This is a genomic window from Streptomyces sp. NPDC094032 (genome assembly GCF_040303965.1).
In the GTDB taxonomy this organism is placed as follows: Bacteria; Actinomycetota; Actinomycetes; order Streptomycetales; family Streptomycetaceae; genus Streptomyces.
This window is the reverse complement of the sequence record NZ_JBEOUE010000008.1, coordinates 196,222-216,933: the sequence shown is the minus strand read 5'-3', so window position 1 is coordinate 216,933 and position 20,712 is coordinate 196,222. Positions and strand designations below refer to the sequence as shown.

Genomic DNA, 20,712 nt, shown 5'->3' with positions numbered 1-20,712 from the left:
CATGGGGTGCGCGGCTACTCCTGCCCCCGCCGCTCGCATCGCGCGGGCCGTGGCCGTCCTCGTACTCGCCGTGAGCGTGACGGTGCTCTCGGGGTGCGGCGGGCGCGCCACCACCCACCACAAGCCCGGGACCAGCCACCAGGAGGCCACCGGCGGCAATGGCACCCTCCTCGCCGCCAAGGACGCCGCCGGGCACCGCCTCCGCGAGGTGCCCGCCGCCGGGGCGCCCGGCGTACGCGTGGAGCTCCGGCCCGACAGCGAGAGCGGCTGGAACGTCCACCTGCTGGTGGAGAGGTTCCGCTTCACCCCCGAGAGCACCGGCGGCGCCGCCCTCCTGGGCCGGGGACACGCCCGGCTCCTCCTCGACGGCCGCGAGACCGCCCGCGCCTACGGCCCCTGGGCCCACGTCCCGGCCGGCGCCCGCACCCTCACCGTCCGGCTGTACGCCGACGACCACACCGTCTGGGCCGTGGCGGGCCGCCCCATCGAGGCCACCGTCCGCCTCGCCGACACAGACAGCACGGCCTCCGCAGCCACCCCGCCCGCGCCGCCCACCACGCCGGCCGGCCGCACCCTCACCATCACCGTCAGCGGCGACTCCGTACAACCACCCCCTTCCCGGGTCGAACTGAAGAAGGGCGAACGCCTCACCCTCCAGGTGACCAGCGACCGCGCCGACACCCTCCACGTCCACGGCTACGACCGCGAACTCCCCCTTCCCGCCGGAAAACCGGCCACCCTCACCCTGACCCTCGACCGCACCGGCCTCTTCGAGGTGGAGACCCACGAGTCCGGACTCGTGCTGACCCAACTCGTCGTCCGATGACGGGACTCGCCGAGGCCGCCGCTCCGGCGACCGGCCTGGCGGTCGCCGGACTCCGCGCCGCCGGCCTGCCGGTCCCCGGCCCGGCCACCCTGCCGCTCGCCCACGGCGTGGGCGCCCAGCACGACCTGCCCCTCTCGCCCTTCTACGCCTACGCGGGCGCCTTTGCCGCGCTGTTCGTCTCCTTCCTCTCGCTCGGCCTGCTCTGGTCCACCTCCCGCTTCCGCGGCGACCGGGCAGGCCGCGCCCTGCCCACCGCCGTCCAGCGCCTCGCCGACGCCCCCGCCACCCGCACCGCGCTGCGGGCGCTCGGCGCCGCCGCCGCGCTCCTCCTCGTCCTCCACCTCCTCCTCGGCCCCGACGACCCGGACCGCAATCCCGCGCCCGGCGCCGTCTACGTCCTGCTCTGGGTCGGACTCGTCCCCGCCTCCCTCCTCCTCGGCCCCGTCTGGCGCCTGGTCAACCCGCTACGCACCCTCCACGCCCTCCTCCAGCGCCTCCTTCCCGCGGGGCGCCCGCCCCGCCCGCTGCCGGCCCGGCTCGGCATCCGGCCCGCCGCCGCCGGACTCCTCCTCTTCACCTGGCTCGAACTGGTCGCCCCCGCCAACACCACCGCGGCCGTCCTCCTGACCGCCCTCGGCGTGCACACCGCCGTCCAACTCCTCGGCGCCGCCCGCCACGGCCCCGACTGGTTCGCCCACGGCGACCCCTTCGAGGTCTACTCCTCCCTCCTCGCCCGGCTCTCCCCGCTCGGCCGCCGCGCCGACGGCCGCCTGGTCCTCCGCTCGCCCTTCAACGGCCTCGACGCCACGCCGCCGGTCCCCGGTCTCGTCGCCTCCGTCTGCGTCCTCCTCGGCTCCACCGCCTACGACGGTCTCTCCGACAACCCCCGCTGGATCGACCTCCTCCAGACCGCGACCCTCGGGCGCACCCTCACCGCCACCCTCGGACTGCTCGCCGCGGTCGCCCTCGTAGCCGTCCTCTACGGCCTCTGCGCAGGCGCCCTGCGTCTCGTGAACCGCGAACTCACCACCCCGCTCACCTCCTTCGCCCACTCGCTCCTGCCCATCGCCCTCGGCTACCTGGTCGCCCACTACTTCTCACTCTTCGCCACCGAAGGACCACGTACAGTCATCATGGCAGTGGGCACTGACAACGCCCCTTCACCCGCTCCACCACTGGACCCCGGCGGCCTCGCCACCCTCCAGGTCACCTCGATCGTCATCGGCCACGTCCTAGGCGTAATAGCCGCCCACGACCGCTCCGCCCGCCTCTTCCCACCCGACCGAGCCGTGGCGGGCCAGCTGCCGCTGTTCGCGCTGATGATCGCGTACACGCTTGGGGGTATTGGCTTGCTGATTGCCTGAGTTGGGGGGGGCGGGGGTGGGGGTGTGGGTGTGGGTTGGGTGGGGGTTGGGGTTAAGGGCCCTGGGGCGGGGGCTGGGTGGCCCGGCGACCCGGCGACCTCGCGCCCTGGCCGGACGCGGCCCGCTGATCGCCCGACCCCGACCCGGAGCGGCATGATGGTCCCCGTGCCCCAGCCCGACCCGCAGTCCTCGCCGTCGCAGCAGACCGTCCCGCCGTCCACGCGGCCGTCCGCGCCGCGGTCGACGCGGCCGGCCACGCGCCCGTCCCCGTCCCCGTCCGCGCAGGCCACGGCCCCGGCGCCGGCCCTCCGTCGCGCCCCCGTCCAGCAGCGCAGCGCCGAGCGTCTCGCTCGTATCGTCGACGCCTGCGCCGAACTCCTCGACGAGACCGGCTACGAGCAGCTGAGCACCCGGGCCGTCGCCGCCCGGGCGGGCGTTCCCATCGGCTCCGTCTACCGCTTCTTCGGCAACAAGCGGGCCCTGGCCACCGCGCTCGCGCACCGCAACCTCGACCGGTACGCGGCCCGTATCGCCGCGAGGCTCGACGCGCTGCCCGCCGGGGGAGCCGACGCCAACGCCGTCGCCGTCGTCGACGCCGTACTCGACGAGTACATCGCGATGAAGCGGACCGTGCCCGGCTTCGCGCGGGTCGACTTCGGCATCCCGGCCCCCGGTGAGCCGGACGAGGAGCACCCCAACCACCTCGTCGCCGACCGGATCTGCGGACTGCTGGCGGCCCCCCTCGGCCGCTCCGCCGACGAGGCGCTGCGCCGCAAGGTGCTCGTAGGTGTCGAGGCCACCGACGCCCTGCTGCAACTCGCCTTCCGGGTCGACCCGTCCGGCGACCCCGCGCTGATCGCCGAGACCCGCGCGCTCCTCCACGCCTACCTCGCGCCCTCCCTCGGCTGAGAGGCCGAAGCGCGGCCCGCGTCAGGGTCTGCCCCACCTCTCCACCGGTGGCCGGGACGGCGCCTTCGGCCGCATGGTCCGCCCCCGCCGCCGGCTCCAACCGTCGCACCCCGCCGTGACCTGGGGTTTTGCTCGTATTGCTCACACGTCAACATCTTGTTAACGCTGGAACCGGCCACCTACCGTCATCCGCACCGCCGCTCTGGCGGGAGTTCAAGGGTGAACGTGAGGTGCCTCCCATGCTGACCATCCTCGGCTTCGCCATGATCGCGACCTTCCTGGTCCTGATCATGACGAAGAAGATGTCGCCGATCGCGGCGCTCGTGCTGATTCCCGCGCTGTTCTGCGTCGCCGTCGGACAAGGGGCCCAGCTGGGCGACTACGTCATCGAAGGCGTCGGCAAGCTGGCGCCGACGGCCGCGATGCTGATGTTCGCGATCGTCTACTTCGGCGTCATGATCGACGTCGGCCTGTTCGACCCGATCGTCCGGGGCATCCTGCGCTTCTGCAAGGCCGACCCGATGCGGGTCGTGGTCGGTACGGCGGTGCTCGCCGCGATCGTCTCGCTGGACGGCGACGGCTCCACGACCTTCATGATCACCGTCTCGGCGATGTACCCGCTCTACAAGCGGCTCGGCATGAGCCTGGTCGTCATGACCGGTGTCGCCGCCACCGCCAACGGTGTCATGAACACCCTTCCCTGGGGCGGTCCGACCGCCCGCGCGGCCACCGCGCTCAAGCTGGACGCGGCCGACATCTTCGTCCCGATGATCCCGGCGCTCGCCGTGGGCCTGCTCTTCGTCTTCATCCTCTCCTATGTGCTGGGTATGCGTGAGCGCAAGCGCATCGGCTACCTCAGCCTGGACGACGCGCTGGTCACCGAGACCGAGACCGTCCTGGTGGGGGCGGGCGGCGGCGCCGACGCGAACTCCAAGGGCGCCAAGGGCGCCAAGGGTGGCAAGGGCAGCAAGGGTGCCAAGGGCGGCACCAAGGGAGCCGGTTCCGGTAGCGACCTCCCCGAGGGTGCCGAGGCTGGCGTCGAAGACGACACCGACGGCGGCTTCCAGGGCCTCGACCCGAACCGCGCGACCCTGCGCCCCAAGCTGTACTGGTTCAACGCCGGCCTCACCATCGTCCTGCTCACCGCGATGATCATGGAGCTGCTGCCGATCCCGGTGCTGTTCCTGCTCGGTGCCGCGCTCGCGCTGACCGTCAACTACCCGAAGATGGGCGAGCAGAAGGCCCGTATCGCCGCTCACGCCGACAACGTCCTCAACGTCTCCGGCATGGTCTTCGCCGCCGCCGTCTTCACCGGCGTGCTCACCGGCACCGGCATGGTCAAGCACATGGCCGACTGGCTGGTCGGGGCCATTCCCGAGGGCATGGGGCCGCACATGGCCCTGGTCACCGGTCTGCTGAGCCTCCCGCTCACGTACTTCATGTCGAACGACGGCTTCTACTTCGGCGTCCTGCCGGTGCTCGCCGAGGCCGGTGCCGCCCACGGCGTGTCCTCGCTGGAGATCGCCCGCGCCTCGCTCGTCGGCCAGGCCCTGCACATGTCGAGCCCGCTGGTCCCGGCGGTGTACGTGCTGGTCGGCATGGCGAAGGTGGAGTTCGGCGACCACACCAAGTTCACCGTGAAGTGGGCCGCGCTGACCTCGCTGGTGGTGCTCGCGGCGGGGATCCTCTTCGGGATCATCTAGGCGGCGGGACCGGCTAGGACCGGACGGGTGGAAAACGGAGGGTGGCGCGGCACGGTGCCACCCTCCGTACTTGTGGAGTCACTAATAGTCAGATTATCGGTTCACGAAATCCGAGATCTGTACGACTGGAGGACATCCGCATGACCGTTCCGGCTCTCCGCCCCCTGCTCTCCACCGCCGTGGCCGCCCTGGTCGTGGGCTCGGCCGCCCTGGCGGGAGCGCCCACGGCGTTCGCCGCCCCGGGTGACAACGGAGACGTCAAGATCCACAATTCGGGTACGTCTCCCGACAGCAACAACGACGAGCCCAAGGTCTGCAGGTTCTACCTCGCCGCCTTCAACTTCGACGGGCTCCAGGAAGTCAGCTGGGACATCTCCCCACAGCCGCCCAAGGCCGACTCCCCGAACCTCAGCGGCAAGATCACCCTGGACGCCCAGGGCAACGGCCACACCAGCGACCTCCTCCTGCCGGACGGCCAGTACAAGCTGGACTGGACCTTCGTCGGCGAGAACGGCGCGGGCAAGCACAAGGTCTTCCAGGTCGACTGCAGCACCACTCCCCCCACCACCCCGCCGCCCACCACGGGTGGCAACGGCAATGGTGGCGGCGGAAACGGTGGAGGCGGCAATGGTGGCGGCGGAAACGGTGGGGGCGGCAACGGCGGAGGCGGCTACAGCGGCGGGTCCGGCCACCACAAGCCGCCGCACGGACCCGTCGGAGCGGGCGGCGGCGGATCGGCCGACACCACCGCCTCGGACGACGGCTCCGGCTTCGGCGTCGGATCCGCCCTCGCCGCAGGTCTCGCGGGCACCGCGGGCCTGATCCTCATCCGCCGTGCGCGCCGCCGCAACGATGGCGCCGCGTAGGTCCCCCTCCCCGCGCAGGACGGTTCCCCCCGGCCGGGCTCCCTCCGCCTCACCGAACGAGCGGAGCCCGCACCGGGCCCACCCGCGCGGGCCCGCCTCGCGCAGACCCACCACCCGCCGGCAGCGCAGGCTCCGCAGGCTCGCCCGAACCGTCGCCGTGACCCTCACCCTGGTCGTCGGCGTCCTCTGGTGGGTCCAGGACGGTGAGCCGGAGGGCCCCGCCCTCGCCGCCGGCTCCGCCGCCCACGGCATGGCGGGGCCGGCCCCGGCCCCGGGGGACCCCAAGCCGAAGAGCGTCACCCACGCATCGGCCCGTGCCACGGCCAAACCCCAGCCCCCACCCGCACCTCTGGCACGATCCACCCCCACCATGCTCGGTGTCCCCGCCATCACCATCGAGGCCCCCGTGGTGAAGCTGGGCCTCGAACCCTCCGGCGGACTCGCGACCCCGCCGGTCGACAACCCCCGGATCGTCGGCTGGTACGCCGACGGCCCCACCCCCGGCGAACGCGGCACCGCCGTGGTCGTCGGCCACCGTGACACCCGCACCGGACCGGCGATCTTCCTCAACCTCAACGCGCTCACCCCCGGCAACACCGTCAGGGTCGCCCGCGCCGACGGCCGCGTCGCCGTCTTCACGGTCGACCGCGTCCGTACGTACGCCAAGTCCGCCTTCCCCGACAAGGAGGTCTACGGCAGCACGGGCCGCCCCGAACTGCGCCTGCTCACCTGCGGCGGAACCTTCGACCGCAAGGCGGGCTACGAGTCGAACATCGTCGTCTTCGCCCACCTGACGGGCGTCGACCGGTCGATCTGACCCCCCCCCGCTGGGCCGCCGGAGGCGCCCGATACGAGGACCGGGCACCGCAGGCCTGCCGCCGCAGGCCCGGCCCTCGGAGATCCGGTCCTCGCAGGCTCGGCTCCGGAGGCCCGTCTGCCGGAGGACCGGCCCCGGAGGGTCCGACCCTTGGAAGTCCGGCCTCGCAGGTTCGGCTCCGGAGGCCCGGCCCTCGGAAGGAGGGCCCTGGGAGGTCAGGCCCTCACGTGCCCGGCCCGGCCGTCCGTCAGTCGGAGGCCCAGCCGCGCAGGCCTGGGCCCCGCAGGCCCTTCACCGCAGGCCCAGCGCCGGAGGCCTGGCCCCGCACCCCCAGCCTGGCCCGCACCCCCAGCCCCACCCCCCACAAGCAGCCCGCCCTACCGCCCCCACCCACCCCGCAACCCGCCCCCCGCCTCCCCCGACCCGCCCCGGCGGGCCCACGCCACCCGCCGGGCGCCCGCCGGATAAGGCAGCTCCGCCGCGAGTGCCGCCGCTCGGGCGAAGCCCTTCTCGGCATCCGCGTCGCGGCCCAGCGCCGCCAGCGCCGCCGCGTGCACCGTGCGGGCCTCCGTCTCCGTGAGGCGCTCGCCGGCGCGGCGTGCCCGCGCCACCTCCGTGGCCGCCACCGACAGTGCCTCCTCCGGGCGCCCGCGGCCCAGCCACGCCCAGGCCGACAGATGCGCGGTGCCCGTCTCTCGCTGCCCTTCGAGCAGGGCAAGCGCCTCCTCGGGGCGGCCCTCAAGGACCGCGAGCTCCGCGCGTGCCGACCGCACCTCGTACTGCGCCTGATGGTCCCCCAGGGCCCGGGCCGACCGGTCCGCCGGGTCGAGCAGCTCCGACGCGCCCGGCTCCGCCGCCCGCATGCGGACCCGGGCCAGCGCCACCCGCGCGTACGGAGCGCACCAGCCGGCCTCCGTCTCCGCGTCCCGTACGGCCGTCTCGGCCAGTTCCCGCGCCTCCGCGAGCTCCTCCATCAGCAGGTGGAGCTCCGCCAGATTGGCCCGCTCGAAGACCGACGCCGTCGGATCGCCCGAGCGCTCGGCCAGCGCCAGCGCCCGGCGGCCCGTGGCGATGGCCTCCCGCAGCCGGCCCGCCCGCCGCGCCGTCTCGCGCAGCACCGACACGACCGAGGCCAGCAACTGCGGCTCGCCGTACGCCTCCGCGTGCGGAAGCGCCCGGTCCGCCACCGGGCCCGCCTCCCCGAACCGGCCCGCGAGTCCCAGCGAGGTCGCCCGCGCCGCCAACGCCCGGGCGAGCAGCCCGCGCCGCTCGGGACCCGCCACCGCCTCGGCCGCCTCCTCCGCCGCGACCGCCGCCGCCACACCCTCCTCGTACCGGCCCGACACGAAGCACACCACCGCCCGCGCCAGATGGTGGGCGCTCGCCACCGCCGGGTGGGTACCGGGGCCGGGCGGGCAGGAGTCGAGCAGCCGGAAGCCCTCGTCGGTGACCCGCGTCTTCGGCATCAGCTCCGCGAGCCGCGCCGCCGCCAGGACCCTGCCGTCCGCGTCCCCGCGCCGCTCCAGCTCCTCCAGGGCCTCGCGCAGCAGCCCGGCCGCCTCCTGGAAACGCCCCATCCGGCGCAGCACCACGCTCCGGTCGATCCGGGCGTGCGCGGACTCGGCGGCCAGGGCGTCGAGCCGCCCCGTCAGTTCGGCGTAGTAACGGTCGGCGGTGTCGTTGGCGTAGAGGGCGGCGGCCCGCTCGGCGGCCTGCCGCAGATAGGCCGTGGCGCGCGGGTCGTCCGCCCGTGCGAGATGGGCGGCCAGGGTGTCCACGGCCTCCGGGCGCCGCCGCAGCACGGCCTCCGCGTACGCCGAGTGCAGCAGCCGCCGCCGGGCCGCCGAAAGGCCCTCGTAGCAGGTCAGCCGGACCAGCGGGTGGCGGAAGGCGAGCCCGGCGGCGGGCCGGCCCCCGGCGACCACCTGGCGCTCCTCCACGACCGAGGCGGCCACCGCGGCCTCCACCGCCTCCGTCGCCTCGGCCGCCGACAATCGCGGATGCCCGCCGCGCCGGGCCACGTCCAGGACCTCCGCCAGCGCCGCGTCCTGACCGGCGACGGCCACCACGTCGACCACTCGGCGGGCCGCCGGCGCCAGCCGCCCGAGCCGGTCGGCGACGAGCTGCCGCACACCCTCCGGGGCGCCCGGCCCGTCCGCGTCCGAGGCGTCCCAGCCGTCCCGCAGGGCACGGGCGAGTTCGAGGGCGAACAGCGGGTTGCCCAGTGACAGTTCCCACACCCGCTCGGGTACGGATCCGAGGGCGGCGGGCCGCCCCTTCCCGGCTGCCCGGCCATTCCCGGCGGTCCCGCCCTTCCCGGCGGTCCCGCCCTCCCCGGCGACCCCGGCGCCCAGCCCGTCCGCCGCCACGGCGAGGCAGGCGGTACGGGACAGGCGCGGGAGTTCGACCCAGGCGGCGGCCGACTGCCGGGGCAGCGCCTCCAGGGCCTGGCGGCGCGGGTCGGTGCCCGGAAGTTCCTCCAGGCGAACAGTGGCGAGAAATCGCCAACCCCTTCCGTCCTCGCGGGCCCGGCGCGCAAGATGACTGAGGAGCTGGAAGGAGCCCGCGTCCGCCGCGTGGAGATCGTCCAGCACCAGCATCACGGGCCGCTCCGCACCCAACTCGCCGAGCAGCCCCGCCGTCGCCCGGAACAGCCGGTCCCGCTCCTCCTCGGGACTGCGCCCCGCCTCCGGGCGGACCCGCCCCAAGGACGGCAGCAGAGAGGCCAGTTCGGGATACTCCGCTCCCGCACGGGCCCGCTCCGCGGCCGGCCGGTCCGCCAGCCAGCCGTCCAGGGCCTCGGCGAAAGGCCCGTAAGGCGTGTGCCCCTCCGCGTCGTGGCCCGCGCCCCACAGCACCGCCGCGCCGCTCCCGGCAGCCAGCCGGGCGGCCTCGCCGACCAGCCGGGTCTTGCCGAGCCCGGCCTCGCCGGTGACCAGGAGGACGGGCGGGGCCCCGTCGTCGAGGAGCCGGGCCAGTACCTCGTCGCGACCGCGCAGCGGCGAGCCCGGCGGGCGGCGGAGCGCGGCCGGCGGCGCCGGGCGGGCCGGACGCGAGGCGGGACGCGGCACGGCCAGGGCCCGCTGGTGCAGCGCCTCCGTCTCCGGGCCAGGACGCACCCCCAGCTCGGCGTCCAGCGCCTCCCGGCACAGGTGGTACTGCCGCACCGCCCGCCGCCGCAACCCCTGGCGGAGGTACGCCTCGATGAGAATCCGATGCGCGCCCTCCTCCGCCGGCGCCGCCGACAGGACCCGCTCGGCGGTCGGCACCGCCTCCTCCGGCGCGCCCGCCGTCAGATGGGCGGCGGCCAGCGCGAGCAGGGTGCGCTCGCGCAGGGCGGTGAGGCGCTCCCGGCGCGCCTCGGCCCAGGGGGCGTAGCGGTCCTCCGGCAGCAGTTCGCCGGTGAACGCGTCCAGGGCGGCGGCCAGTCCGGCGCGGCCGCCGTGGACCAGGGCCGCCTCCGCGCCGGCCTCGGCCTCGTCGGCGTCGACCCGTACGGTGCCCGGGTCGAGCCGGAGCAGGGTGCCGTCGCCGGTGAGATAGGAGGAGGCGGCGCGAGGGGCGAGTTCGGGCTCGATCGCCCGGCGGGCGGCGTGCAGCGCCACCCGCAGACTGCCGAGGGCGGCCTGCGGGTCGGCGTCCGGCCAGCAGATCTCCATGGCCTGCTCGCGGTGGAGGCTGTGGCCGGGGGAGACCGCGAGCAGTTTCACGAGCGTGCGGGCGCTCGGCCGGGGCCACCGCTCGGCGAGCGGCGCGCCGCCGTCCCGGTCGATCCGGAACCCTCCGAAGAGATGGACCCGGAGCGTCGGAGGCGAACCCGCTGATATGTCAGTGCTCATGAGGGCGCCCACTCTAACGGGCGCCCTCAGGAACTGATCTTGAAAGGAAGGAGGTGAGTGGAAGGGGCAGGGGATGAGGTGGGGACAGGGCAACGAGCCGGTGAGGAGGGGACTATGAGGCGGAGAAGACCCCGGTCACCAGGCCGTGGAGCGAGGAGTCCGACACCAGATAGCGTCCGCCGGAGAGCTCGATCGTGCGGTCGAAGCCGGTGTCGTCCTTGCCCAGGCCGACGACCTCGTCCACTCCGTCCCCGGTGAGGTCCGCGACGACGATGTTCTGCGTCGCGTACCCATTGAGGCGGGTGAGCTGGTCGGGGTAGTTACGGCCGGCGGTCAGCACGGCCGGGTCCCAGACGTACGCGGAGCCCTCGGTGCCGCCGACGATCAGGCGCCGGTTGCCGGGGCCGGTGGCGAACGCGGCCCGGTGCAGGGTCGGCAGGGTGTAGATCTCGTACAGGCCGCCGTCGCGGTGGAAGGTGCGCAGGCTGGCGGTGCCGGCGAGGACCAGGCCCTCGTCGCCGGTGAACCAGTTGCCGACCGTCCAGGCGCCGCCGCCGGTGGCGGTGTGCACGACCTCGCCGGTGCGGACGTCGCGGAACTCGAAGTACGTGGTCCAGAAGCCGCCCTCGCGGACGAGCCAGGAGTGCACGACCGCGTGCCCGTCGGCGTAGGGGATGCGGGGCGAGGCGTGGACGCCGTGGAAGAGCTGGGCGGCGTAGACCTTGGTGTCCGGGTCGCCGGTCCAGCGCGGCTCGGCCTGCCAGGCGAGGGTGCCGGTCGCCGCGTCGAGGGCCATGCCGCCGACCGTGCCCGTGCCGTCGGAGACGCCCCGGGTCTGGTAGGAGCCGAGCACCCGGCCGTCGGCGACGGCGAGGTCGGAGAAGACCAGGCCGGGGCCCGTCGCGTACTCCCAGAGCTTCCGGCCGCCGCCGCTGTACGCGCGGACGGCGTCGGTCGGGACGAGGATCTCGTCGTCGCCGTCCCTGTCCAGGTCCGCCACGGTCACCGAGCGCACGAACCGGCCCTGGCCGTCGATGCGTTCCCGCACCCGGCCGGTGCGGGAGTCGACCACCACGGCCGCCGTGTCGGCGGCGACCACCAGGTCGTCCTGGCGTCCGTCGCCGTCGGTGTCGCCGAGGACGAGGTCGCCCTGGACGGAGCCGGGCAGGGTGGTCCGCCACAGCAGCTTCGGCCTGCCCGCGGCCAGCGAGGGGCCGTCGTACGCCCACAGCCCCTGCGACTGGCCGCCGACGATCAGGTCCTTGCGGCCGTCGCCGTCGACGTCGGTGGCGATCCCGGCGTGCAGGTCGCCCTGGAGCGGGATCACGGAGTCCTGGGCGCCGCCGCCCAGCCGGTACGAGCGGATGTTCTGCTCGTTGTCGACGGTCCGGACGCGCCACTCGTCGTCCTCGCGGTACGGCTGGGCGTAGATCGGGGAGGCGTCGGCGCCGCGGTGGCTCCAGCGGACCGCGCCGTCCCGGCCGGCGAGCGCCACGAGGGTGCCGTAGCGGGTGCCACCGGGGTTGGCCGCGGTCGACTCGTCGGCGGTGGTGAAGTACGAGGCGAGCACGCGGCCGTCGGCGATCCGCAGGCCGAGCGCCGAGTCGCCGTCCCGGGCGTTGCTCTCGTCGCGCTTCACCGTGTACGCCCACAGCTGGGTGGCGTCGGCGCCATCCAGGGCGCGTACGGTCGCCGTGTTGACGTAGAGGTAGGCGTCGAGGGTGGACTCGCTGACCACGTACTCCGGGCGCCCGCCGCCACGCAGTTCGCCGATCCGCAGGCCGATGCCGAGGGCGTTGACCCGGGTGTCGAGCGTGGTGCGGGTGCCGGTCGCCGGGTCGTAGGCGGCGATCTCGTAGCGCACGCCGTCCCGGTAGTCGGCCTGTTCCAGGGCGACGATCCGGCCGCGTGCCGGGTCGGCGGCGAGCCGGCGTCCGTACAGCTCGCCGTCCGTGCGCCAGATGACGGTGCCGTCGGCCGGGTCCAGGACCAGGGTGTGCCCGGCGGCCGGGGCGGTCGCGGTCTTCTTCACGTACCAGGAGACGGCGAGCCGACCGTCGGCGAGCGGCAGGGTGGCGCCCCAGCGTCCGTTGCGCTGGCCCGTCGCGTAGCTCCAGGCGGTGGTCGCGGTCAGCCGGCCGGTGCCGTCCGGGGTGAAGCGGAGTGCCTGGAGGGAGGCGGTTGCGTCCTTGGCGGAGTTGGGGTTGGTGGACGGCTGGTCGCCGAGGACGAGGGTGTCGCCGACGAGGGTGACCTGCTGGACGTCCGCATACAGCTTCGACCACAGGGTCCGGCCGGTCGCGCCGTCCAGGACGGTGACGAACGTGCCGGTGGTCAGCGGTGAGCCGGGGGAGGTGAAGGGGCGGTAGGGGTTGTTGCCGACGTCGGCGGTGAAGACGACGTCCGCGACGCCGTCGCCGGTCAGGTCGCCCTGCGTCCAGCCCTGGTCGGCGCTGTCGAGGAAGGGGCTGTTGGCGTTGTAGCCGATGGTGATCCGGGCGGCGTACGGGTCGGTCTGCCAGGGCCGGATGTTGGTGACCTGCCAGTCGGCGTAGAGGGAGGCGTTGTCGCGCCGCCACACCGTTCGGCCGTCCTCGGTCAGCCGGGTGACCGTGCCCGCGCTGTGCAGGGCGAGGAAGTCGCCCCGGCCGCCGCCGAGCTGGGCGGTGTCGGCCTGTCCCTGGTACGTCTCCAGAGCGGTGGACCGGTTCAGGGAGAGCCCGCCGGCGGCGGGGGCCGGGGAGGCGGCCATGTCACCGGTGTCCTGGAGGGCTCGCGGGGCGGCCTGCGGGACCGCCGGGTTCTGCGGGGTGACGGTCTCCGGGGCGGCCGGTTCGGCGCGCTGTTCCAGGGCGTCGGCCTGGGCGTCGGTGAGGACCCGGCCGAGCGGTGCGTCGTCGGCGTGGGCGGTCGTGGCGGGCAGGCCGGGCAGCACGGTCAGCGCGAGGCCCGCGGCGACGAGGGTGGAGGCGAGGCGCACGGCCCGCCGGGATCGGTCGGTCATCACGCCGCCTTCGGGGTGCCGGGGGAGATACGGAGGGCGGACCGGTCGGTGAGCACCGGCCGGTCGGTGGAGTAGGCCAGGGCGTCGGTGCCGGACTGGTTCTCGATGCCGAAGGTCGCCTTGGCTCCGGACTCCAGGGAGCCGGAGCCGATCGACTGGTACTGGAGGACGATCGCGCCGGTCGCCTCCTCGAAGACCGCCTCGAAGGTGACCCGCTGGGAGGTGTCGGCGGCGAAGGCCGCGTTCTCCCAGACGATCGCGAAGCGGCGCTGTCCGACGGTGCCGGTGGTGGCCGTGCGCACCGCGGACTTGGCGTCCAGGGTGAGGTCGTCCCAGTAGGCGGCGAGAATGCCGTTGGGCTGGTTCGGCTCGGGCAGCGCGGTGTTGGCGTAGTCGCCGAGGCGCGGGGCGAGGAAGTTCACCAGGCCGTTGGTGGTGACGTGCGCCTGGGTGTAGCGCACCCCGTAGAAGGTGACGGGGAAGGGCAGGGCGAGCGTGGTGGCGTTCTCGTCGCCGGAGAGCGCCAGCTTGGTGCTGCCGGCGAGCCAGGAGTACGCGGCGGGGCGGCAGTTGTTGCCGAAGGCGTCGGCGCGGGCGGGCAGGGCGGCCGTGACGGTCTCGGTGCCGTCGACGGTGAGGGTGGCGCTGTGGACGCCGTTGCACAGTTCCGGCGCGGCCGGGGTGGCGGTGAGGGTGAAGGTGCCCTCGGCGACGGCAGGGAAGCGGAAGGCGCCCGAGGTGTCGGTGACGACGGGGGCGAGCGGGGCGTCGGTCAAGCGCACGGTGGCGCCCTTCAGCGGCTTGCCGGTGACGTCGAGAACGGTGCCGGAGACGGGGTGCGCGGGCACGGCGTCGAGGGCGAGGTCCTGGGCGAGGGCCTGGCCGGTGGTGACGGTGAGCCCGTTCCGCGTCAGGTCGCGGTAGCCGTAGCCGCCGGCGGTGAGCGTGTAGGTGCCGGCGGTCAGGGTCAGCCGGTAGGCGCCGGAGGCGTCGGTGGTGACCGAGCGGCGCGCGTCGCCGCCGGCGGCGGTGGCGGTGACGGTGATGCCGGCGAGGGGGGTGCCCGTGGCGTGGTCGGTGACCGCGCCGGTGACGGTGGCCGCGGTGTGCGGGGCGCGGTCGACGGCGCCGAGGATGTCCAGCTTGCCCTCGCCCCACACGTTGTTGGCGTCGGCGGTGCCGCCGCAGTGGGTGTCGTCCACGTTCCGGGCGGAGGTGTTCAGGAGGGCCCGGGTGGCGTCGATGTCCCCGATGAGGGAGGGGGCGGCGGACCACAGGAGCGCGACGGCGCCCGCGACGTGCGGGGTCGCCATGGACGTACCGGAGATGGCGCGGTAGGTGCCGCCCGGCCAGCTGGAGCGGACGTCGACGCCCGGGGCGGCGAGGTTGGGCTTCAGCGAGCCGTCGACGCGGGAGGGGCCGAAGCCGGAGAAGGAGGCGATCTTTCCGGCGGCGTCGTAGGCGCCGACGCCGTAGGCCGGGGCCTGGGCGCCGGGGGCCTCGGTGGTGGAGCAGGTGGCGCCGTCACCGGAGTTGCCGGCGGCGAAGGCCTCGAAGATGCCGGCGGCGTTCCAGGACTCGATGATGTCCTGGTAGAAGGTGGTGTTCCCGCCGCCCCACGAGTTGTTGACGATGTCGGGCGCGAGGTCGGGGCGCGGGTTCTGCCCGTTGCGGTCGGTGGGGGCGAGGATCCACTGGCCGGACTTCAGGAGCGAGGAGTCCGAGCAGCTGCGGGCCTCGCAGCCCTTGGCGGCGATCCAGGTGGTGCCGGGGGCGACGCCGATGCCGCCCGCGCCGGCGATGGTGCCCATGGTGTGGGTGCCGTGGCCGTTGTTGTCGCAGGGCGTGCCGCCGGTGCACTGGCCGGTGGGGTCGTACCAGTTGTAGTCGTGGCTGAAGCTGCCGTCGCCGAGGTTGCCCCGGTAGTTGCCCTTGAGGGCCGGGTGGTCGAACTGCACGCCCGAGTCGACGTTGGCGACGACGATGCCCTCGCCGCGGTCGTCGTAGCGGTCCCACACCTGGTCGGCGCCGATGTCCTTGACGCCCCATTCGGCCGTGGCGGCGGGGGCGGCGGCGGGGCCCTGCGCGGCGGTGTCGAGGGCGTAGTGGCGTTCCTGGCGGATGGAGGCCACGTCGGGGCGGGCGGCCAGCTGCTCGACGAGGGCCTTGCCGCCGGTGACCTTGACGGCGTTGGCGATCCAGTACGACTCGTAGCCGACCTTCGCCCGGTCCAGGAAGCGGGTCAGCGGGGCCTGGCTGCGGGTGGCCTCGGCGCGCAGGGTGTCGAAGGCGGCCCGCGCCTTCTTGGCGTGGCCGCGCTGCCCGCGGGCCCGGGAGAGGTCGGCGCGGTCGCCCAAGACGACGAAGAACGTCGCCTCCCGGCCGGCCGCGACGGTCGCGGCGACACCCGGGTCGACGTTCGCCCGGACGGGCCCGGACGGGGTGGCGGCGACGGCGGCCGGAGCGGTGAGCACGGCGGCGGCGGTGACGGCGACCGCGGCCCAGGCGGTCGCTCCGCGCCGGAGCGGCGGGCGGCCGGGGGACCGCAGCGGTGAGCGGGGCAGGTGCATGTGGGTGGCTCCTCCAACGCTGGTACGGGGGAAGCCGACGCCCCGCCCCTCGCACGGCCGAGGGGGACCGGCCGTACGGGGGTGGGGCGGGCTCGGCCGGGACGCTAGGGCGGGGCCGTTACTGGCGAATTACTGGTCCCAGGCCCCAACCGACGGGTCCACCCGGACCCGGCCCCGCTTACCCGCCCTGCCCCGCCCGCCTCGGCCCGCCCTGCCCCGCCCGCCTCGGCCCGCCCTGCCCCGCCCGCCTTGGCCCGTCTGCCCGGCCCGCCCGGACTCCGCCCGTCTACCCGGCCCTCCCGGCCCCCGCCCCCACCCCCCACAAGGCGGAACCCCCCAGTCCCCAGCCCCCAGCCCTGTCCAAGGTGCCCGTGGACAAGCCGGGAAACGGAGCGCGAGGATCGGTCCTGGGTGGGGCGGCCGGGCCGGGACCTGCGGCGGCCCCCGGGGAGGGGCCTGGCGTTGGAAAACTAACAGCGCTAGTTTGGGTGCGGTCGCGCGAGCAGGCGTGGCGAGCCGAGGTGTGAGGAGACAGCGGATGAAGGCCCACGACGCGATGTACATCGGCGGGGAGTGGCGCCCGGCCGCGTCCACGGAGACGATCGCCGTGATCGACCCCGCCGACGAGCGGGTCATCGCCCACGTCCCGGCCGGCACCGCCGAGGACGTCGACGCCGCCGTCCGCGCCGCCCGCGCCGCCTTCCCCGGCTGGGCCGCCACGCCGCCCGCCGAGCGGGCCGCCCGGATCGGCGCGCTGCGCGACGCGCTCGCCGCCCGCGCCGAGGAGATCGCCGCCACCGTCACCGCCGAGCTCGGCGCCCCGCCGCAGCTCGCCGCCGCCGTGCACGCCGGACTGCCGATCGCCGTGGCCGGGTCGTACGCCGAACTCGCCGCCACCCACCCCTTCGAGGAGAAGGTCGGCAACTCGACCGTCCACTCCGAGCCGGTCGGCGTCGTCGCCGCCATCACCCCGTGGAACTACCCGCTCCACCAGATCGTCGCCAAGGTCGCCCCCGCCCTCGCCGCGGGCTGCGCCGTCGTCCTCAAGCCCGCCGAGGACACCCCGCTGACCGCCCAGCTCTTCGCCGAGGCCGTGCACGCCGCCGGTGTCCCGGCCGGTGTCTTCAACCTGGTCACCGGCCTCGGCACGGTCGCAGGACAGGCCCTCGCCGAGCACCCGGACGTGGACCTCGTCTCCTTCACCGGCTCCACCGCCGTCGGCCGCCGGATCGGCGCCCTCGCCGGCGGCGCGGTCAAGCGGGTCGCCCTCGAACTCGGCGGCAAGTCCGCCAACGTGATCCTGCCCAGCGCGGACCTCGGCAAGGCGGTCGCCGTCGGCGTCGCCAACGTCATGTCCAACTCCGGCCAGACGTGCAGCGCCTGGACCCGCATGCTGGTCCCCGCCGAGCGGTACGAGGAGGCCGTCGCCCTCGCCGCCGAGGCCGTCGCCAAGTACGTCCCCGGCGAGCGTCTCGGCCCGCTCGTCAACGCCAGGCAGCGCGACCGCGTCCGCGGCTACATCGAGAGGGGCCTCGCCGAGGGCGCCCGGCTCGTCGCGGGCGGCCCCGAGGCCCCGCGCGAGACCGGCTACTACGTCGCCCCGACCGTCTTCGCCGACGTCACCCCCGAGATGACCATCGCCCAGGAGGAGATCTTCGGCCCGGTCCTCTCGATCATCCGGTACGAGGACGAGGCCGACGCGCTCGCCATCGCCAACGGCACCGTGTACGGGCTCGGCGGCGCCGTCTGGGGCGAGCCGGACGAGGCCGTCGCCTTCGCCCGCCGCATGGAGACCGGCCAGGTCGACATCAACGGCGGCCGCTTCAACCCGCTGGCCCCCTTCGGCGGCTGGAAGCAGTCGGGGGTCGGCCGCGAGCTCGGCGCCCACGGGCTCGCCGAGTACCTCCAGACCAAGTCCCTGCAGTTCTGAGCACCGTACGCACGTGCTGAGCACCGTACGCACCCGAGGAGCCCATCCGTGATCCGCGCCGCCGTCCTGCCCGCCGTCGGCTCTCCCCTGGAGATCACCGGCATCGAACTGCCCGAGCCCGGCCCCGGCCAGGTCCGGGTCCGCCTCGCCGCCGCCGGGGTGTGCCACTCCGACCTGTCGCTGTCCAACGGCACGATGCGGGTGCCGGTGCCCGCCGTCCTCGGGCACGAGGGCGCCGGCACGGTGGTCTCCGTCGGCGAGGGCGTCACCCACGTCGCCCCCGGCGACGGCGTCGTCCTCAACTGGGCGCCGTCCTGCGGCACCTGCCACCCCTGCTCGCTCGGCGAGGTCTGGCTCTGCGCCAACGCGCTGGCCGGCGCCGCCGACGTGTACGCCCGCACCCAGGACGGCACCGAGCTCCACCCGGGCCTCAACGTGGCGGCCTTCGCCGAGGAGACCGTCGTCGCCGCGAACTGCGTGCTGCCCGTCCCGGACGGCGTGCCGCTCACCGACGCCGCCCTGCTCGGCTGCGCGGTCCTCACCGGCTGGGGCGCGGTCCACCACTCCGCGCGGGTCCGGCGGGGCGAGTCGGTCGCCGTCTTCGGCGTCGGCGGCGTCGGCCTCGCCACCCTCCAGGCCGCCCGGATCGCCGGCGCCTCCACGATCGTCGCGGTGGACGTGTCGCCGGAGAAGGAGGCGCTGGCCCGGGCCGCCGGGGCCACCGAGTACGTCGTCGCCTCCGACACCACCGCCAAGGAGATCCGGAAGCTGACCGGCGGCCACGGTGCCGACGTGTCCGTCGAGTGCGTCGGCCGCGCCGCCACCATCCGTACCGCCTGGGACGCCACCCGGCGCGGCGGCCGCACCACGGTGGTCGGCATCGGCGGCAAGGACCAGCAGGTCACCTTCAACGCCCTGGAGCTCTTCCACTGGGGCCGCACCCTGTCCGGCTGCGTCTACGGCAACTCCAACCCGGCCGAGGACCTCCCGGTCCTCGCCGAGCACATCCGCGCAGGCCGCCTCGACCTGAGCGTCCTGGTCACCGAACGCATCACCCTGGAGGGCATCCCGGGCGCCTTCGACAACATGCTCGCGGGCAAGGGCGGCCGGGCGCTGGTGGTGTTCTAGGCGCGCGGGCCCGCCGTCAGCCCCGTACGGTCCCGGCCGGAGCCGTCGACGCGCGCTTCGGCCGCGACCGGGACACCGCCACGCCCGCCAGGCACAGCGCGCCGCCCGCCAGGGTGAGCAGCCCCGGCAGCTCGCCCAGGAACACCCAGGCGAGCAGCACCACCAGGGCGGGCACGGCGTAGGTCGTCGCGCCCATCCGGCCCGCGGTCGTACGGGCCAGGGCGTAGGCCCAGGTCGTGAAGGCGAGGGCGGTCGGGAAGACGCCCAGGTAGACCATGTTGAGGGTCGCCGACAGCGGGGCCCGGCCCGCCTCCTCGACCAGCCGCCCGGCGAACGGCAGACAGGCCACCGTGCCGACCAGGCACCCGAAGGTCGTGACCTGGAGCGCGCTGCCGTGCGCCAGCGCGGGCTTCTGGGCGACGACCCCGCCGGCGTACGCGACGGCGGCCAGCAGGCACAGCGCGACGCCGAGCACCGAGGCGTGCCCCTCGCCGGACATGGAGAGCCCGACGGCCACCGCGCCCGCGAAGGACACCGCCATGCCCGCGAGCAGCCGGGGCGGCAGCGACTCCTTCAGGAAGCGGGCGCCGAGCAGGGCGATCAGGATCGGGCCGATGTTCACGACCATCGCCGCGGTGCCCGCGTCGACCTCCTGCTCGCCCCAGTTGAGCACCACCATGTACACCCCGAACCACAGCAGCCCGGATATGCCGATCCCGCGCCAGGCGGCCCGCGGCGGGAGCCCTTCGCGGCGGATCAGCAGCACCGTGCCGAGGACCAGGGACCCGGCGAGGAGCCTGCCGAGGGCGAGGGCGCCGGGGGAGTAGGCGGCGCCCGCGCTGCGGATGGAGACGAAGGCGGAGGCCCACAGGACGACGGTGACACCGGCGGCGGCGAGCGCGAGGCGTGCGGTTCGGTTCGGCATGGACCGACCGTACGGGGCGGACCGTTCGGCGCTCACCGCAATAACTGGCCCGGCCCGGCCAGGACCGAGCCGCTCACCGCACTGCCGGGGTGGCCAGGGGCCGAGGGACTCACCGCAGCGCCCCCGCCTCGATGCCCAGCCGTTCGTACAGCTCCCGTTCCCCCTCGGGCGTCACCTTCACCGCGCGCTCCGACCCGATCCGTACGCACCACCCGGCGTCCATCGCGTGCCGGCACAGCGCCGCCCCCGCGAGGCCCGCGAGGTGCGGTCTGCGCTCGGTCCAGTCGAGGCAGCCGCGCGCGACCGGCCGCCGCCCCTTCGGTACGAGGGGGACGCCCAGCTCCTCGAACCAGGCCAGGCCCGGGTCGGTCAGGGCGAAGCCGGTGTCCTGGCGCAGCAGTCCGCGGGCGGTCAGGGCGTCGGTGAGGACGATGCCGAGCCGCCCGGCGAGATGGTCGTAGCAGGTCCGGCCGCGGGCCATGGCCTGCCCCGCGCTCGCCGCCCGCAGGCCGGACGGCGCCGGGGGCACGGCCGGTTCGGAGCGGGCGGCCAGGTCCTCGACGAGGTGCGCGATGCCGGGGTCGGCGAGCCGGACGTACCGGTGGCGGCCCTGCCGCTCCTCGGCGAGCACACCGCCCGCGACCAGCTTGCCGAGGTGCTCGCTGGTGGTCGAGGGCGCCACCCGCGCGTGCCGGGCCAGCTCGCCGGCGGTCCAGGCGCGTCCGTCGAGCAGGGCGAGCAGGAAGGTGGCACGGGTCTCGTCGGCGAAGAGGGCGGCGAGCGAGGCGAGGTCTTTGGGAGCCATGGCACCAGCTTGGCGCAGGGACGGTT

The 20,712-nt window shown here is 74.9% G+C and carries 13 protein-coding genes; 8 read left to right on the top strand and 5 right to left on the bottom strand.

Annotated elements, in window-relative coordinates; genetic code table 11:
- The first annotated feature begins 1 nt into the window (after window position 1).
- The 6 genes from ABTZ54_RS14790 to ABTZ54_RS14765 all read left to right on the top strand — a co-directional run bounded on the left by ABTZ54_RS14790 (window position 2) and on the right by ABTZ54_RS14765 (window position 6,485).
- Window positions 2-826 (top strand): hypothetical protein, encoded by an 825-nt coding sequence (locus tag ABTZ54_RS14790; RefSeq protein WP_502997248.1) that lies wholly within the window; start codon window positions 2-4, stop codon window positions 824-826.
- An 89-nt stretch (window positions 827-915) separates the two neighbouring features.
- Window positions 916-2,190, top strand: a complete 1,275-nt coding sequence (locus ABTZ54_RS14785; protein WP_351662380.1) for a hypothetical protein — start codon at window positions 916-918, stop codon at window positions 2,188-2,190.
- Window positions 2,191-2,355: 165 nt separating this feature from the next.
- The gene (locus tag ABTZ54_RS14780) at window positions 2,356-3,099 is read left to right on the top strand and encodes a TetR/AcrR family transcriptional regulator (protein WP_351662148.1); all 744 of its coding nucleotides are present in this window, start codon (window positions 2,356-2,358) and stop codon (window positions 3,097-3,099) included.
- Window positions 3,100-3,338: 239 nt separating this feature from the next.
- The gene (locus tag ABTZ54_RS14775; RefSeq protein WP_351662145.1) at window positions 3,339-4,802 is read left to right on the top strand and encodes a CitMHS family transporter; all 1,464 of its coding nucleotides are present in this window, start codon (window positions 3,339-3,341) and stop codon (window positions 4,800-4,802) included.
- 140 nt (window positions 4,803-4,942) lie between these two features.
- Window positions 4,943-5,668 carry a hypothetical protein gene (locus tag ABTZ54_RS14770; protein ID WP_351662142.1) on the top strand — a complete coding sequence of 242 codons (726 nt, stop codon included), beginning with the start codon at window positions 4,943-4,945 and terminating at the stop codon, window positions 5,666-5,668.
- Between the two features lie 157 nt (window positions 5,669-5,825).
- Window positions 5,826-6,485, top strand: coding sequence for a class F sortase (locus tag ABTZ54_RS14765; protein ID WP_351662139.1), 660 nt, complete (start codon window positions 5,826-5,828; stop codon window positions 6,483-6,485).
- A gap of 377 nt (window positions 6,486-6,862) precedes the next feature.
- Here the strand turns inward: ABTZ54_RS14765 and ABTZ54_RS14760 are convergent, their stop codons facing one another.
- From ABTZ54_RS14760 to ABTZ54_RS14750, 3 genes are all read right to left on the bottom strand, one after another.
- Complete coding sequence (locus ABTZ54_RS14760; RefSeq protein ID WP_351662136.1) at window positions 6,863-10,324, bottom strand: ATP-binding protein; 3,462 nt, start codon at window positions 10,322-10,324, stop codon at window positions 6,863-6,865.
- 112 nt (window positions 10,325-10,436) lie between these two features.
- The gene (locus ABTZ54_RS14755) at window positions 10,437-13,328 is read right to left on the bottom strand and encodes a VCBS repeat-containing protein (RefSeq protein WP_351662133.1); all 2,892 of its coding nucleotides are present in this window, start codon (window positions 13,326-13,328) and stop codon (window positions 10,437-10,439) included.
- The gene (locus tag ABTZ54_RS14750; RefSeq protein ID WP_351662131.1) at window positions 13,328-15,898 is read right to left on the bottom strand and encodes a S8 family serine peptidase; all 2,571 of its coding nucleotides are present in this window, start codon (window positions 15,896-15,898) and stop codon (window positions 13,328-13,330) included. Before ABTZ54_RS14750 ends, ABTZ54_RS14755 begins: the two co-directional genes overlap by 1 nt.
- 538 nt (window positions 15,899-16,436) lie before the next feature.
- On the opposite strand from ABTZ54_RS14750, the gene ABTZ54_RS14745 reads away from it, so the two are divergent.
- The gene (locus ABTZ54_RS14745) at window positions 16,437-17,828 is read left to right on the top strand and encodes an aldehyde dehydrogenase family protein (RefSeq protein ID WP_351662128.1); all 1,392 of its coding nucleotides are present in this window, start codon (window positions 16,437-16,439) and stop codon (window positions 17,826-17,828) included.
- A gap of 48 nt (window positions 17,829-17,876) precedes the next feature.
- Window positions 17,877-18,956, top strand: a complete 1,080-nt coding sequence (locus tag ABTZ54_RS14740; protein ID WP_351662125.1) for a Zn-dependent alcohol dehydrogenase — start codon at window positions 17,877-17,879, stop codon at window positions 18,954-18,956.
- 16 nt (window positions 18,957-18,972) lie between these two features.
- Here ABTZ54_RS14740 and ABTZ54_RS14735 read toward each other — a convergent pair whose 3' ends face one another.
- Window positions 18,973-19,881 carry a DMT family transporter gene (locus ABTZ54_RS14735; protein WP_351662122.1) on the bottom strand — a complete coding sequence of 303 codons (909 nt, stop codon included), beginning with the start codon at window positions 19,879-19,881 and terminating at the stop codon, window positions 18,973-18,975.
- A gap of 109 nt (window positions 19,882-19,990) precedes the next feature.
- Window positions 19,991-20,686: an ArsR/SmtB family transcription factor gene (locus ABTZ54_RS14730; RefSeq protein ID WP_351662119.1), complete on the bottom strand. Its 696-nt coding sequence runs from the start codon at window positions 20,684-20,686 to the stop codon at window positions 19,991-19,993.
- Window positions 20,687-20,712 lie beyond the last annotated feature (26 nt).